Consider the following 15,302-nt stretch of genomic DNA (forward strand, 5'->3'; position numbering starts at 1 on the left):
AAAAAGTGTTCAATAACTCACAGTTTTATCTATCAGGTGCGGCACTTTATCCAATAGCTTGATTTAGGTCACCCACTGTATTTTCTGCTGTGTTATATCTGCAATAGGCACTTAATATTGTGGGTATTGATAATGTTTTATATACATATGTTGTTGCTATTAACCGTCATTTTTGTCGGCATACGTCACGGCGGAATCGCATTTGGTTTATTGGGTGGGTTAGGTGTTTCAGTACTGGCTTTTGTATTTGGTATAGCACCAGGTGCGCCTCCTGTCAGCGTAATGCTGATTATTCTGGCTGTAGTCGCTGCCTCAGCAACGCTAGAGGCCACTGGCGGTTTAAAACTGTTGGTCAAGTTTGCTGAAAAGCTGTTACGTAAACACCCTGAACATATCGTCTTTTTAGGTCCTCTTTGTACTTATTTTTTAACCGTACTTGTTGGTACTGGTCATTCGGTTTACCCACTTTTACCGGTTATTTATGATGTCTCATATAAAAAAGGTATTCGACCAGAGCGCCCATTAGCAATGGCTACAGTGGCTTCACAAATGGGGATTACAGCAAGTCCAATAGCCGCCGCAGCGGCTGTGGTATTGGCAACTGCGGTCGATAATAACCTTGATATCAGCTTAATTGATGTATTGATGGTGACTATTCCCGCGACCTTAATCGGCTTGCTGGTGGCGTGTACTTGGAGTCTAAAGCGCGGTAAAGATTTGGATAAAGATCAACAGTTTCAGGCTCGTCTAATTGATAAGGAATTTCGCGAATCATTAATAGACCCAAGTGCTGAGCAAGTACAAACGCCTGCCGCAGAAGCGACTGCAAAAAAAGGGTTAACCGTATTTTTATTGGGTATTTTTGCCGTTATCATGGTGGCAATGTTTAGCAAGCAAGTGTTACCTAGTGGTGTCAGTATGTCGGTTGCGATTCAGTTTATGATGCTGTCTGTCGGCGCTATCATATTACTAGCCACCAATATATCACCGAAAAAAATTGTCACCAGTAATGTGTTTACCGCAGGTATGACAGCGGTCATCATTATTTTTGGTATCGCATGGATGAGTGACACTATTATAGAGCACCATAAAACCTACTTAGTGAATGCGGTGAGCGATATTGTCAGTATTTATCCGTGGACATTTGCCATTGCTATGTTTGTGTCATCGATATTCTTAAAAAGCCAAGCAGCGGTATTAACCATTATGTTGCCATTAGGGTTTTCATTAGGGATCCGGCGCCAGTACTAATAGGTGTGCTACCAGCGTGTTATGCCTACTTCTTTTTCCCATTTTATCCAAGCGATTTAGCGGCAATAAGTTTTGATAGAACTGGCACAACCCATATTGGTAAGTATGTGCTTAATCACAGCTTTATTATTCCTGGGTTTATTGGCGTCATCACCGCAACCTTGGTGGGTTACTTCTTGTCGGTGGCGATAAATTAGTCATGGTTTAACGTTATCATAGTTGATGCTTATAAGTGGCAAGCAACAAGCTGTCATTTTACTTTTTAGATGAAAAAAGTTTTATTTTGAGATTTTTTTTAACTGGTGTAAATTACGCTGTTTATTACTTGAACAGTATAATGATAAGTTAATCTTTTTAAACAAAGTGTAGTGTGATTAACAGATATGTTTAGGCTTAGAGGTCTATAAATTGATAAAGAAATTATCGCTTATTAGCGTGTCGGTATTATTGAGTGCTTGTGCCACTCAGGTTCCCGTGACAGTGGTTAAGCCTCCAGAAAAGCCTGTGATTGTAAAAGCTGAGCCCAAATTACCTAAGTGGAGCGAGCCTAATTTATTAGCTTACCACCAGAATTGGGCGGGCACGCCTTATCGATTAGGTGGCATGAGTAAACAAGGTGTTGATTGCTCAGGTTTTGTGTATTTAGCTTATCTTGACATAGTGGGTGAGAAGTTACCTCGCTCGGTCAATGCGCAACGTGTGTTAGGTAAAGAAATCCCACGTGAAGCCTTAGAAGTGGGTGATTTAGTTTTTTTTAAAACAGGTAGAAGCGCTCGTCATGTGGGCATTTACATGGGAGATGCCAGGTTTTTACATGCATCAACTAAAAAAGGGGTTAAGATTTCAAGCTTAAATAACGTGTATTGGAAACCGAGATTTTGGTTTGCTAAACGGTTAAAAAGCACCACGTTTGAGCAAAATATGTCTTTAGTCAGTTTAGTGGATTATGCTCAACAACAGCCAGCTTTATAGCCCACGTATTTTGCGTGTGGTGATTGCCAATAAAAAACCGCTAACAATGTTAGCGGTTTTTTATTATCTATGACCCAGTTTACCCAGGGGGCTCCTAAAGTTCGTCAACTGATGCTGTTTTACTTTTACCGCGTTTAGCGAGAGCATAATAAAATAATGGTGTGAGTATTAAACCAAAAATAGTCACCCCAATCATGCCAGAAAATACCGCCACCCCCATGGCTTGACGCATTTCTGAGCCTGGTCCGCTTGAGAATACCATAGGCACCACACCCATAATGAACGCTATCGAGGTCATTAAAATTGGGCGTAAACGTAAGCGACCCGCTTCAAGTATTGCCTCTAACGGTTCCATACCATCGTCTTGTAACTCTTTGGCAAATTCAACAATAAGAATGGCATTTTTGGTTGCCAGCCCCACCAGTACAATTAACCCAATCTGGGTAAAGATGTTGTTGTCTCCACCGTAAATCAGTACTCCTGTTAATGCGGACAACAACGTCATAGGAATAATCAGAATGATAGCTAAAGGTAAGCTTAAGCTTTCATATTGCGCGGCTAATACCATAAACACTAATAAGATAATTAATGGGTAAATATACGCGCCCGCATTACCCGCCAAAATTTGTTGGTAGGTGATCTCAGTCCACTCGTACGTCATGCCATTAGGTAAGGTTTCAGCTAAAATCTTTTCAATTGCAGCTTGTGCTTCACCGCTACTGAATCCAGGTGCGGCACCGCCGTTAAGCTCGGCAGTGGTAAAGCCGTTATAATGCATCACTCGGTCTGGGCCTGATGAGTTGGTGACATTAATAAATGATCCAATTGGCACCATTTCACCCTGGTTATTACGCACCTTTAGTTGGGCGATTTGTTCCGGTGTTTGCCTAAACTGCTCATCCGCCTGCACATTTACTTGATAAGTACGGCCAAACTGGTTGAAGTCGTTGGCGTAAACCGACCCCATATATCCCTGTAAAGTAGCGAACAACTCGTCTAACGACACCGATTGCTGCTTAGCTTTAGTGCGGTCAATATTCACTTCAAGTTGTGGCACGTTAACTTGATAACTTGAGAATACTCCAGCAAGTTCTGGTGTTGCCCAGGCTTTTTGCATCACTTGCATGGTCACTTTATACAACTCTTCATAACCGTAGTTAGCCCGGTCTTGAATTTGTAATCTAAAGCCACCAATAGTGCCTAAGCCTTGTACCGGCGGCGGTGGGAAAATCGCAATAAATGCGCCGTCAATGGCTGCAAATTGCTGATTTAACGCAGCGGCTATAGCCTCTGCTGATAGCGATGGATCTTTACGGTCATCAAAACTATCTAATGGGGTAAACACAATGGCACTATTAGTACTGTTGGTAAAACCGTTAATGCTTAAGCCAGGAAAGGCGACAGCGTGGGCAACACCAGGTTGTGCCAAAGCAATACGTGACATTTCTTTTACCACGGCTTCAGTGCGGTCTAACGATGCGGCGTCAGGCAGCTGAGCAAAAGCAATAAGATACTGTTTATCTTGGCCAGGTACATACCCAGTTGGAGTGTTGGCAAACTGCAAGCCCGTTAAGCCCACTAAACCGATATATAGGATGCCAACTACAGCACCAAAGCGAATGATTTTTTTAACTAACCAGCCATAACCATTAGACATACGCGCAAACAGGCGATTAAACGGATTAAATAACCAGCCTCCAAGCAATTTATCCATACCGCGGGTTAGCGCGTCCTTTTTCTCGTGATGACCTTTAAGCAATAATGCCGATAACGCAGGGCTTAGGGTTAATGAGTTAATCGCCGAAATAAAGGTTGAAATGGTAATGGTGAGTGCGAACTGCTTATAAAACTGTCCGGTTAAACCCGACATAAAGGCGGTTGGAATAAAGACTGCAGCCAGTACCAAGGTGGTGGCAACAATTGGGCCAGTCACTTCTTTCATTGCTTTTTGAGTAGCAGCAACAGGCGATAAACCATCAGAAATATTTCGTTCAACGTTTTCAACTACCACAATGGCATCATCGACCACGATACCAATAGCGAGTACTAAGCCAAACAGCGACAAGGCATTCAGTGAGAAGCCCATTAGGTGCATAAAGGCAAATGTACCCACAAGCGATACCGGCACAGCCACTAATGGAATGATAGATGCGCGCCAGGTTTGTAAAAACAGTACCACCACAAGCACAACCAGCAATAAAGCTTCAAGCAGTGTTTGTACTACCGCTTTAATTGAACCGCGCACGAATACAGTGGGGTCGTAGACGATATCGTAGGCTAAGCCGTCAGGGAATGACTTAGAAAGCTCTGCCATTTTAAGGCGCACATCATCAGATATTTGAATCGCGTTAGAGCCAGAAGCTTGAAACACAGGTAATGCCGCAGCGTCTTGATTATCTAACATTGAGCGTAGGGCGTAAGTTGACGCGCCTAATTCAACCCGAGCAATATCTTTTAAGCGGGTAATTTGACCTTGTTCGCCTACCTTAACAATGATTTGCTCAAACTCTTCAACGTTGGCTAAACGGCCCTTAACATTAATAAGTAGCTGAAAATCACTGTCGCCACTCGGCTGCGCACCTAAGCTACCGGCCGCAGCTTGTTGGTTTTGTTCGCGTATTGCGGCAACTACATCATTAGGTGACAAACCAATAGCGGCCACTTTGTTAGGGTTTAGCCAGACACGCATGCTGTAATCGCCAGCGCCAAATACTCTTACTGCGCCCACTCCTTCAATCCGCGCGAGCTCATCTTTTACTTTTAATACCGCATAGTTAGACAGGTACAACATGTCATAACGATTATCAGGAGAAGTTAAATGCACCACCATGGTTAAGTCAGGTGATGACTTTTCGGTGACAATACCTAACCTTTGCACTGCTTGTGGTAACCGTGGTTTAGCGCGCTCCACTCGGCTTTGCACCTGAGATTGAGCTAGATCAACATCACTGCCAATGGCAAAGGTGACGGTTAATGTCATGCGGCCATCAGAGGTAGCTTGAGATGACATGTATAGCATGTTCTCAACGCCATTAATTTCTTGCTCTAGTGGCGACGCAACGGTTTCAGCGATAACTTTTGGGTTAGCACCAGGGTAGCTTGCCGTCACCACTACCGTTGGTGGAACGACTTCAGGGTATTCGGTGATCGGTAATTGCCAAACTGCGAGTGCGCCCGAAATAAAAAACAGCAGCGATAAAACCGCGGCAAAAATCGGTCTTTTAATAAAAAATTGAGACAACATGGTGTGATTCCTTAGCCTTGACTAGCGTCATCAGCAACACGTGCTGTGAGTGGCTGAATATCAAGTAGTCGCTGTGCTTGATGTAGAGCTTCAATTTGACTGCTATCAGCCATTTCGGTCAGTTTTGGCGTGATAGTGACGTTGGGACGAACCTTTTGTAGGCTGTTAACTACAATAGTGTCTTCTGGCTGTAAACCAGCCGTCACAATACGTAAGCCATGAATTTTTTCACCTAAGGTAATGCTTCGATATTCAAGGGTATTTTGAGCATTAACCACTAACACAAACTTGTTATTTAAATCAGTGAAAATGGCTTTGTCGTCGATTAAAATACCTTGATATGAGGCACTGCCTGCAATACTGATGCGGGCAAATAAACCAGGTAATAAGCGATTGTCTGAATTTTCAAATGAAGCGCGCACACGGATAGTGCCGGTTTGCTGATTAACCGCATTATCGACAAAGTCGATAACACCTTGGTAAGTGAATTCGGTTTGATTAGCCAGCGCCATAAGTACGGTGTTGTTTTCAGCTCGTGGGTCTTTACGCTTGTTCTCAATCGCTAATGAAGAATATTTAAGGTAGGTTTGTTCGTCGACATCAAAATAGGCATGCATATTAGCGGTCGACACTAAACTGGTTAGCTGAGTTTGTCCGGCAGTAACATAGTTACCGGCTGTTTCATTGGCGTAAGATACTCGGCCAGATATTGGCGCTGTGACCTGGGTGTATTCTACATTTAGCGTCGCGCGCGTTAACGCCGCTTTTACTGATGCAACCGCAGCAGCAGTTTGGTGTAAGTTACTGCGACGAGTGTCAATTAACTCTTCTGATACCGCCTGCTGATTAAATAATTTATTAGCACGTTCAAAATCGTTTTTAGCTAACTCATTGGCGGATATGGCACTGGTTAACTCAGCCTGTAAGCGCTCAGCTTCAGCAACAAATACTTTCGAGTCGATAGTAAATAACACATCACCTTTATTAACTAGGGTACCTTCTTTAAAATTTACTGACTCAATGTATCCCGACACTCGAGGTACTAAGGTGACTTTTTCTGGTGCTTGTAAGTGACCGGTAAACTGGTCCCATTCGGTAATACGCTCATTGATCACATTGGCAACATCCACTTCCATAGCTGCTGGTGGCATCGTTTGTTGTTGAGGCGATTCATTACCACATGCGATTAATAGCAATGCGGTTAGGCTCACTATCAGTATGGGTAGAATTGATGTAAATCTGTTCATGTAATTGTCCTTTCAACAATGGCTTTAATGTCATCTAGCGTGTTGCTTTTGTTGTTTGAGAGTTAAATTGTACCGAAAGGTAAAAAATAATCTGTACCGAACGGTAATATATAGATTAATATACACCTGTCAATTAAATCTATACCGGTAGGTATTAAAATATTTCATAAGATATGCTATTTTTGATGGCGTAATCTGGTACTGGACGGGTGAGTATTAGGTGGCTTGAGTCAAGCTTGGTACATTAAGGACTTTATTGGTTTGTGACAGGGGTCAAAATACACCGTAATTCGTTAGAGTTAAGTCATTCTGACTTTGAGCCAAAGTCAGACGTTATGGTAAAGTGTGCTGATTATTTTTCCGTGTTTGGTTAAGTTATTAATCATTAACAATTAATCAATTTAAAGAGGGTATATTATGACAGAAATTAAGGCAGCTTGTGTCGGACGTCCTCGTGGATTTGATATTGATTTTGCTTTAGCGCAAGCATTGGATGTATTTTGGCGTAATGGTTATGAAGGGGCGTCTTTAAGCGAGCTTACTGCCGCGATGGGAATTAAAAAGCCGAGTCTTTATGCCGCGTTCGGCAATAAAGAGCAATTGTTCTTAAAGGCGATTGATTTATATGAAAATCGACCGGGATCATTCTTTAATCAGGCATTTCAATGTGATCATATTGGTGATGTAGTTAAGGGATTATTACTCGGTGCTGCTATGCAGTTTACTGATAAAAATCATCCGCAAGGGTGTGCGTTGGTTAACAGCACTTTATCTTGCAGTGAAGCTAGTCAGTCAGTTAAGCAGGCTATTCTTGAACGTAAAGCACTGCATAATCAAAATTTAGCCGCGCGATTTGAAACCGCAAAAAGACAGGGCGAATTAAAGGAAGAGTGTTGTCCTGAAGACCTCGCTAGCTTAATGGCGGTGTTGTTGCAGGGGATGTCGGTGCAGGCGTCAGAAGAGGCAAATGTTGATGCGTTAATCAAAGTGGCGCAAATGGCTGTCGACTGTGTGTTAACCCAGTATGTTAATCCTGTCTGTGAATAAACAATGGCGGCGGTCAAAGGTGCGTATCAGTCCCTAACTGCCTTATCAATTTGAAACTGTCATCAGATTAATTTTTTGTTTTAACCCTTCATGTTAATTCTTTGCCAGGTTACTTCAATTTCACTGTTATACAGGCACTTATATGCTTGCTAGCATATATAGCTGACAGTGAGATAGGCACAACTCAAATAGCCATTTAGTGATCAAGGTATCAGTTTAAGATTTTGTGAACATAGCTTTTTTTGTTAAATTAGCAGTATATTTTTAAGTATTAATTTTACCCACACGAGGGAAGAAATAGCATGAGTAAAGCAAAAATCGGTATTGTTACAGTAAGCGATCGTGCCAGTGCAGGCATTTATGAAGATTTATCTGGCAAAGCCATTATTGACGTACTCAATGAGTATTTAACTTCGCAGTGGGAACCTGTTTATCAAGTTATTCCCGACGAGCGGGATGTTATTGAAGCAACTTTAATTGATATGGCTGATAACCAAGGCTGCTGTTTAATTGTAACCACAGGAGGCACAGGCCCAGCAAAACGTGATGTTACGCCAGAAGCTACAGAAGCGGTGTGCGATAGAATGATGCCAGGCTTCGGTGAGCTAATGCGTGCTGAGTCATTAAAGTTCGTGCCAACCGCGATTCTTTCTCGTCAAACGGCTGGCCTGCGTGGTGATTCATTAATCGTTAATTTACCCGGTAAGCCTAAATCTATTCGCGAATGCTTAGATGCAGTATTTCCCGCTATTCCATACTGTATCGATTTAATGGAAGGGCCGTTTTTAGAGTGTGATGAGGCGGTGATTAAACCGTTTAGGCCGAAAGCAAAATAGTGATAGCAGGGTATTAGACTGATACTTAATAAACTAATACCCTTTTAAAGCCATCATGCTTATTGTTCATCAAAGCTGTTTAAACTGCTGCTTTAATTCAAAGTCACTGTCGGTCACTAACCTTTCTAACACTTGCACTCGTTCTACTAACGCTTGGTTTTGTGACTTAAGTTCTGCCACGCTACTTGTGTCTAAATTTTGCTTGTGTTTCATATAATACTTAAACATTTCTGTGGCCGTAGTACCAATAACGATAATCAGCACTAGGGTAATTATTGCAAAATCGCTTTCCATGTTTAGCGCCTTAGTTTCAAGTTTTAATAACTCGATCCTTAGCGATGAATGCTAAGGATCGAGTAAGCCATAAAGGTTATAGACCAAATACTACTTTCTCACTTTTAAGCATTTTTTCCATACCCAGTATTAAGCCGATAGAGATTGCTAATGTGGTGATAGAAGACACCGCGAGTTGCAGCATCGGGATATCTTTGCCTTTAATAAAGTCCATTAATGCTTGCTGCTGGCCAGACACTGGCAACCACTGCAATGCATCAGGGGCTATGTTGTAACTGGCTGCAATTGATAGCGCCAGTGGTACAAACAGCACCATGGTTAAATACGATTGGGCTTCTTTGAAAGACTTAGCCATAAATGACACAAACAATTGTAAGCTTGATGCCATTAAGGCCACAGGTATACCAATGGCAAACATCAGTTTCATAAACTCGGTGGAGATATTGATGCTAAAGCCCAGCTCTTGCCATGGCACAAAGGTGTAGGCCACTTTGGATATAAGCAAAATAAGCACTAAACCGAGCAAGGCAAAGGTCGTTACCGCAATGACCTTACCTAATACAAGCTGACGAGTGCTGATAGGGTGGCTGAGCATTAACGCTAATGAATTACGCTCACGCTCACCGGCACTGGTGTCGATGGCTAAATTCATACCCGAAATAAATACCGAGTAAATCATAGTGAAAATAGCGATGCCCAAAATCATGCCGCCTTTTGAATCTGGGGTGGCTTGATCTTTCATATTCACTTTTAATGGTTGCATGACTTGCGGGTTAATACCGCGAGCAATTAAGCGTAGGCTGCCCATTTCTGAGTTATAGGCTTGTAGTTCAAGCTGCAAACGACGGATAGATTTTTGCAGTTTCTCGTTAGAGTTATCTGCTTCTAATATCACTTCAGCAGGTTTTGCTTTGGCCATATTAGCGGCGTAATCGTCACTGATGGTTAAGATTATCGCCTTTACATCTGCGTCTGCCTCAGTGGTTAAGTCTGCCTGGTTAATGCCTTTTCTGCCTAAATAACGGACGAGATCTGGGGCGTTGTCTGCTTTATTAATGGTGATGTTTAAATCTTCTGGGCTGGTCAACTGACCAATTAGCACCATGAACATGGCACACATCAGTAAAGGTGTGCCGATGGCGTAATACAATCCAGCCATTACCGAGCGTTTGTCACGTGCGGCATCAATGAGTTCTTTGCGCACCATTGCGATGAGTTTATTCATTATGCTGCGATCCCTTCGTCAGTTCCGATAAGTTTAATGAAGGCTTCTTCTAGTGAAGTTTCTCCCGTTTGTTGGCACAGCTCATCAGGGCTGCCTGTAGCGACCACTTGACCATTGGCCATTACGATAACGTGATCACATAGGGCGGCGACTTCTTGCATGACATGGCTTGAAAATAATACGCAGTGGCCACGCGCTTTTAGGTCAACCAAAATATCGCGTAATAAACGGGTGCTCATCACATCTAAACCGCGTGTTGGCTCATCTAAAATGATATTAGTTGGCTGGTGGACAATGGCCTGCGCTAACGCTGTTTTCATCCGTTGCCCCTGTGAAAATCCTTTGCAGCGTCGGTCACTAATGTCACTTAAGTTAAGTTGATTGATGACATTCTCGGTGGCGATTTTAGCGTCTTTGCGCGACATACCGCTTAGTTCAGCAAAGTAGGTAATATATTCGCGCGGGGTGAGGCGCTCATATAAACCAAATGGGTCTGGGAATAGGCCTAACTGTTGTTTGGCGGCAATAGGGTTATCGGCAATGTTGATGCCGTCTACTTCAGCATAGCCCTCATCTGGCTTTAATAAGCCAAATAAAGTTCGTAAACAGGTAGTTTTACCGGCACCATTAGGGCCGAGTAAACCGGTAATATGGCCATCTTGAGCACTAAAGCTAAGATTGTTTAATGCTTGAACATCACCGATTTTTTTCGATAAATTGGTCACTGAAATCATGATTATTCCTTATCTGCGCCAGTGGCATTGTCAGTCGAATTATCTATTACGCTGTCAGTTACATGACTTGTTGTGCTATCTTCTACAATACTGATTGGATTTTCTGTCACTGGTGTGGCTGTCACATTGTCTTCAGCGCTTGACGGCGTGGTCATGGTGAGAGGTTCAACTGAGTTCGCATTGAGGTAGAAACTACGACGAATATCTTTTTGTAAACAACTCGCATCTAGGTTTTTAACACTACCGCTGTCGACCAAGTCGGCAATTAAATCATTAGCGCAGGTTTGAGCCGCAACACCATGGGTGGCGAAAGGTGAGATTAAATGCTTAGCATTAGTCATTTCTGCTTGTGCTAACGCCCCCCAATTAGGCGGTGTTGCAGGGTCTAATTCACCTGATAATAATAATGTGGGTAAATCGCTGCGAATCGGTTCACTAAAGGTGTCTTTAACGGGCGGTATTTTCCACACTTCACAGGTTTTCTCAAGACCTTCAATCATGCTTGCGCTGATGTAAGATTCTTTAGCATCTTTGCGCATTTGATCGGATATTCGGTGTATATCTTCACCGCACACTACTGAGGAATGCATCCCTATCGCTAGCCCAAGGCCATCAGCAGACAATGTATAAATTCCTAAGATAGCTTGATAGTCTTGTTTTGCTGCTTGATGAATAGCATGGGGTAATAATGCGCGTACAGCAGGTGCGTACAGTCCCATTCTAATGGCACCGGTAAACTTGCTACGGGTGAGCAATAATGTGCTGGGCTCATTGGTTTGTGGGTCGCGCACGTTTTGAGTAATGGCTTTCTTACCAAGGCGTTCATTCACTGTAATAAAGTCTGCCAGTAAATCGGGGTATTGGGTGTGGCAAGCTGTGTTGTTGGCGCAATCACGCATTAATAACTCAAAGCCGCGTTCAATTGCACCGCCAATGGCCAACACACTTTGTTGCATAGGCACTACACCGTCAAGTGTTACTGTAGCAAGTGCTTCAGGGTAGTGACGCATATAAAGCTGCGCCATTCTTGTGCCGTATGAAATGCCATAAAGGTGTAGTTTTTGGTAGCCTAAATATGCTCGTACAGCTTCAAAGTCGGTTAAGGCTGTCTCGCTACCGTATTGGGTAATATCGGCTTTGATTTGCATTAAACATTTTTCAGTTTCGGCAATCACATCGATATTTTCGTCATCAAACGCCAACATAGATATCGCTTCGCTGTCTTCGCAGCTAAGGATGTTTGATTGACCGGTGCCGCGCTGATCGATAAGCAAAATATCACGTTGCTGGCGAACTTTACTGAGTAATTTATCAAATCCTGCAGCGTGCTCAATTGCTGATTGGCCTGGGCCACCGGCAATGGCTAACAAGGCTTCGCTTGGGTGTGTATCTTTAATGGCCGGTAATATCGCAAAGTGGATATCAATATGCTTGCCGTCAGGTTTTTGCGGATTCTCCGGTACGCTAATTTTACCGCATTGCAGTTGTTCAGACATACCGTCTAAGTAACACGCGCTGGTTTTAGCGGGCGCGGTAATATTGAGATCATTTGTTGTTTCAGTTGCAAAGCTAGCATTGGCAAAAACCATCGCCATAACGATAGTTGTTCCACGACGAGCAAGTTTTGCCGATTGGCATAAGGCGGTTGGGCTTAGCCTTGAGATAAGTGCTTTGCTGACAAACTTCCTATAGATCATCGCAACGTTTCCTTTTTGCATTTTTAGATGATTGTGTTAACTTACTATAAGTGTATGAGTGTATCAATGTATTAATACAGTTATTAGAGACTAATGTTAGCACTATTAAATGTCAACCCCAGCAGCGGCGAACCGATATATCGTCAATTACATGATCAAATAGTGAGTTTGATTGTGGGCGGACAGTTGCAAGCTGAAGAAGTATTACCTTCAGTAAGGCAAATGGCTGAGTTTTTAGCGGTCAACCCAATGACGGTATCACGGGCGGTACAGCAATTAGTCGATCAAGGCTGGATAGAGCGTCGTCGTGGACAACCTTCGATAGTTGCGACTCGTACAGATACTCATACCACTTCTGGTAGTAGTTTATTACAACCTAAAATTAAAGACTTAATTTCTCAAGCTCAGCAATTAGGTGTGAGCTTAGCTGAGTTAGAAGTGCTAATTGGCCAGCATTGGCAAGAGTAATCCGATCCACCTAGATTATACAAGCAAGGAATAGCTAAAATGACCCCTGAAGTGCCACCGATACTTACCTTTTCAAACGTCAGTAAAACGTACCCTGCTAAAGGTAGCCAAGCTGCGCGTGTGGCGTTAAGCAATCTGTCATTACAACTTACACCTGGTATGGTGGTGGGGTTATTGGGGCAAAACGGCGCAGGTAAATCGACTTTAATGCGCTGCGCATTAGGCATACTTGATATCGATCAAGGCGAAATTAGCACCTTAAATCAAACCCCCTTAATGTTATCAGCCCAAGCCAAGGCTAAAATTGGCTATGTGCCGCAACAACCTTTTGGTTACGAAGGATTTACAGTTGAGCGTGCGTTAGAGTTACATCGCAGCTTTTATCCTGACTGGGACATGCAATTAGAACAAGATTGGCTAGTCAGGTTCGATTTGGATGCGACGCAATCGGTGCAGAGGTTGTCGGTAGGTCAACGCCAAGCATTAGCATTAATTATGGCGATGGCGTATTGCCCACAACTGTTAATTCTTGATGAGCCGGTTGCCAGCCTTGACCCAATAGCAAGACGCAAATTTATGACCGACTTGTTTGATTTAGCGTTAGAGTCAGGCTCTGCGGTATTATTTTCATCGCATATCACTTCAGATTTAGAGCGCGTAGCCAGCCATGTGGCGTTAATTAAACAAGGTCGACTAGTATTATTTAAAGAAATTGATGCGTTACGTGAACAGGTTAAGTTGTTAAAAGTCAGCACGGATGCACAGCTTCCGACACATTTAATTGTGCTGCATCAAACAGAGACTCAAGCTACCCGAACAATCGTGGTGGATGATTACTTGGGTAATGAAAAGTTCCCTGGGTTAATAAGCGTGCAATCCTTGAATTTAGAGCAGCTGTTTATGGAGCTGCATTGATGAAAGCTTTTATCAATGACTTTGTTAATGCCAGTAAGCGGCTTACTCCAGATGGCGTTAAGCTTGCGGATTTTAGTAACCCCCAGTGCTATCGAGGTATGTGGCGTTTGTGGGGATACGATATTGGTAGCATTAGCTTTTTGTTAACAGCGTTAGTAGGTTTATCAATCGCGCTTTTAAGTGCTTATATGGGTAAAACCAATGCCGTTAGCATGATGCTGTCCATGTCTATGGTATCAATCGTCGTGGCGGTGACGTGGCAAATAAACCGCTTAATAGCCACCGAAATATGTCAGCTTATTCCTAGCTATCAACGTAATGTTATCGTGCAAGCATGCAGTATTTTATCAGGGTCCTTCATTCTGATGATGCTGTTGAGTTGGTGTTTGGCTCCTCAGGGTATTAATACTGTGTTGCTGTCTTCAATTGTGGCGTTAGGTTTTTTGATTTTAAGCTTACGCTGGCAACATGGTTTTCAATTTTCAATGTTGTTATTTATTAGCATAGTGTTTATCGATGACGTCGCTGCGCAGTTACCTTTAGTGCTATTAATTGTATTGATGGGGGTGATGATTGTTGCGGCAAGAATGCAGCTGAGTTTATTAAGTTGGCATGCCAACGCCAGGCAACTTTATTTAAATGGTATGGAAATGGGTTGGGTATGGGTGCCTAACCTAAAACAAAGTATTTTACTTGATTGGCTGAATCGTCAACTGCATCCTATCAACTTCTTTGTCGGGCCATTACTGGCGCTATTACTTATCTTTATTATCCTTGTCTGCTCATTTTTGTTTATTTTATCTAGCTTATTTGACTGGGACTTTCCGGTACCATTTTTAGTGGGACAATCATTGCTAATGGCTGCAAGTTTAGTGCATTGGACCTGGCTGCAGCGTTGGCGTAGTACTGAAACTTTATTTTTACTCCCTTGTTTTAGTGGTTTAGTGGGATTACAAAAAGCGTTTCATGATGCTTCTTATCGATTTGTTGGGCTATCTTTAATAGTGATGTTGTTAGTGTGTTTAGTCGGAAATCTATTTGGCCAAGGATTATCGACACTTTTTGTGGTTCACTTATTGTTAGCCACAGGTTGGGGCGTTGCTATGGCTCTGGGGTTTGGAGCAATAAGTCGAAGTGTCAGCCAACTGTCTGTGTCTATGGTATTGATGATTGCCCATTCGGTATTTATATCGTTAAGTTTTGAGTCATTTGAGGTGCAAGCTAACCTTGTTTATTGGTTGGTTGCTGATGGAGTATTGCTGTTATTGGCGATAATACTATTAACCTTGGGGCGAAAGCAGCTGTGGAAAAATGGGCTCATCAGCTAATAAGTATAAACGCTGTAGATTAGAAAATGTGCTACGGTTCATTA

Annotated in this window: 14 protein-coding genes; 8 read left to right on the forward strand and 6 right to left on the reverse strand. The window is 42.8% G+C overall.

What is annotated here, in order from left to right; all coding sequences use genetic code 11:
• Positions 1 to 132 precede the first annotated feature (132 nt).
• The 3 genes from L0B17_RS02375 (at position 133) to L0B17_RS02385 (ending at position 2,223) form a co-directional block, all read left to right on the forward strand.
• On the forward strand, positions 133 to 1,251 hold the full coding sequence (locus L0B17_RS02375; RefSeq protein ID WP_235087304.1) for an anaerobic C4-dicarboxylate transporter: 1,119 nt from the start codon (positions 133 to 135) through the stop codon (positions 1,249 to 1,251).
• Positions 1,252 to 1,256: 5 nt separating this feature from the next.
• Positions 1,257 to 1,448 carry a hypothetical protein gene (locus tag L0B17_RS02380; protein ID WP_235087305.1) on the forward strand — a complete coding sequence of 64 codons (192 nt, stop codon included), beginning with the start codon at positions 1,257 to 1,259 and terminating at the stop codon, positions 1,446 to 1,448.
• 214 nt (positions 1,449 to 1,662) lie between these two features.
• Complete coding sequence (locus L0B17_RS02385; RefSeq protein ID WP_235089497.1) at positions 1,663 to 2,223, forward strand: C40 family peptidase; 561 nt, start codon at positions 1,663 to 1,665, stop codon at positions 2,221 to 2,223.
• A gap of 94 nt (positions 2,224 to 2,317) precedes the next feature.
• On the opposite strand, the gene L0B17_RS02390 is transcribed toward L0B17_RS02385, so the two are convergent.
• Both L0B17_RS02390 and L0B17_RS02395 read right to left on the reverse strand, forming a co-directional pair.
• Positions 2,318 to 5,467: an efflux RND transporter permease subunit gene (locus L0B17_RS02390; RefSeq protein ID WP_235087307.1), complete on the reverse strand. Its 3,150-nt coding sequence runs from the start codon at positions 5,465 to 5,467 to the stop codon at positions 2,318 to 2,320.
• An 11-nt stretch (positions 5,468 to 5,478) separates the two neighbouring features.
• Entirely contained in the window at positions 5,479 to 6,714 is a 1,236-nt protein-coding gene (locus tag L0B17_RS02395) for an efflux RND transporter periplasmic adaptor subunit (protein WP_235087309.1), read from the reverse strand.
• Between the two features lie 417 nt (positions 6,715 to 7,131).
• Here L0B17_RS02395 and L0B17_RS02400 point away from each other — a divergent pair, with 417 nt between their 5' ends.
• Together L0B17_RS02400 and mog are read left to right on the forward strand one after the other, a co-directional pair.
• Positions 7,132 to 7,761, forward strand: coding sequence for a TetR/AcrR family transcriptional regulator (locus L0B17_RS02400; protein WP_235087311.1), 630 nt, complete (start codon positions 7,132 to 7,134; stop codon positions 7,759 to 7,761).
• 302 nt (positions 7,762 to 8,063) lie between these two features.
• Positions 8,064 to 8,597 carry a molybdopterin adenylyltransferase gene (gene mog / locus L0B17_RS02405; protein WP_235087312.1) on the forward strand — a complete coding sequence of 178 codons (534 nt, stop codon included), beginning with the start codon at positions 8,064 to 8,066 and terminating at the stop codon, positions 8,595 to 8,597.
• A gap of 69 nt (positions 8,598 to 8,666) precedes the next feature.
• On the opposite strand, the gene L0B17_RS02410 is transcribed toward mog, so the two are convergent.
• The 4 genes from L0B17_RS02410 to L0B17_RS02425 all read right to left on the reverse strand — a co-directional run bounded on the left by L0B17_RS02410 (position 8,667) and on the right by L0B17_RS02425 (position 12,547).
• Positions 8,667 to 8,891: a hypothetical protein gene (locus tag L0B17_RS02410; RefSeq protein ID WP_235087314.1), complete on the reverse strand. Its 225-nt coding sequence runs from the start codon at positions 8,889 to 8,891 to the stop codon at positions 8,667 to 8,669.
• A 76-nt stretch (positions 8,892 to 8,967) separates the two neighbouring features.
• Positions 8,968 to 10,116: an ABC transporter permease gene (locus L0B17_RS02415; RefSeq protein ID WP_235087316.1), complete on the reverse strand. Its 1,149-nt coding sequence runs from the start codon at positions 10,114 to 10,116 to the stop codon at positions 8,968 to 8,970.
• Positions 10,116 to 10,850: an ABC transporter ATP-binding protein gene (locus L0B17_RS02420; RefSeq protein ID WP_235087317.1), complete on the reverse strand. Its 735-nt coding sequence runs from the start codon at positions 10,848 to 10,850 to the stop codon at positions 10,116 to 10,118. The genes L0B17_RS02415 and L0B17_RS02420 overlap by 1 nt, the downstream gene beginning before the upstream one ends.
• A 2-nt stretch (positions 10,851 to 10,852) precedes the next feature.
• On the reverse strand, positions 10,853 to 12,547 hold the full coding sequence (locus L0B17_RS02425; RefSeq protein ID WP_235087319.1) for an alpha/beta hydrolase: 1,695 nt from the start codon (positions 12,545 to 12,547) through the stop codon (positions 10,853 to 10,855).
• A 93-nt stretch (positions 12,548 to 12,640) separates the two neighbouring features.
• Here L0B17_RS02425 and L0B17_RS02430 point away from each other — a divergent pair, with 93 nt between their 5' ends.
• Genes L0B17_RS02430 through L0B17_RS02440 form a run of 3 tightly spaced genes read left to right on the forward strand, consistent with a single transcriptional unit; the run spans position 12,641 to position 15,258 of the window.
• Positions 12,641 to 13,015: a GntR family transcriptional regulator gene (locus tag L0B17_RS02430; RefSeq protein WP_235087321.1), complete on the forward strand. Its 375-nt coding sequence runs from the start codon at positions 12,641 to 12,643 to the stop codon at positions 13,013 to 13,015.
• A gap of 39 nt (positions 13,016 to 13,054) precedes the next feature.
• Positions 13,055 to 13,930 (forward strand): ABC transporter ATP-binding protein, encoded by an 876-nt coding sequence (locus L0B17_RS02435; RefSeq protein WP_235087323.1) that lies wholly within the window; start codon positions 13,055 to 13,057, stop codon positions 13,928 to 13,930.
• On the forward strand, positions 13,930 to 15,258 hold the full coding sequence (locus L0B17_RS02440) for a hypothetical protein (protein WP_235087325.1): 1,329 nt from the start codon (positions 13,930 to 13,932) through the stop codon (positions 15,256 to 15,258). The genes L0B17_RS02435 and L0B17_RS02440 overlap by 1 nt, the downstream gene beginning before the upstream one ends.
• Positions 15,259 to 15,302: the final 44 nt, after the last annotated feature.

Source organism: Shewanella sp. OMA3-2 (genome assembly GCF_021513195.1).
GTDB lineage: Bacteria > Pseudomonadota > Gammaproteobacteria > Enterobacterales > Shewanellaceae > Shewanella.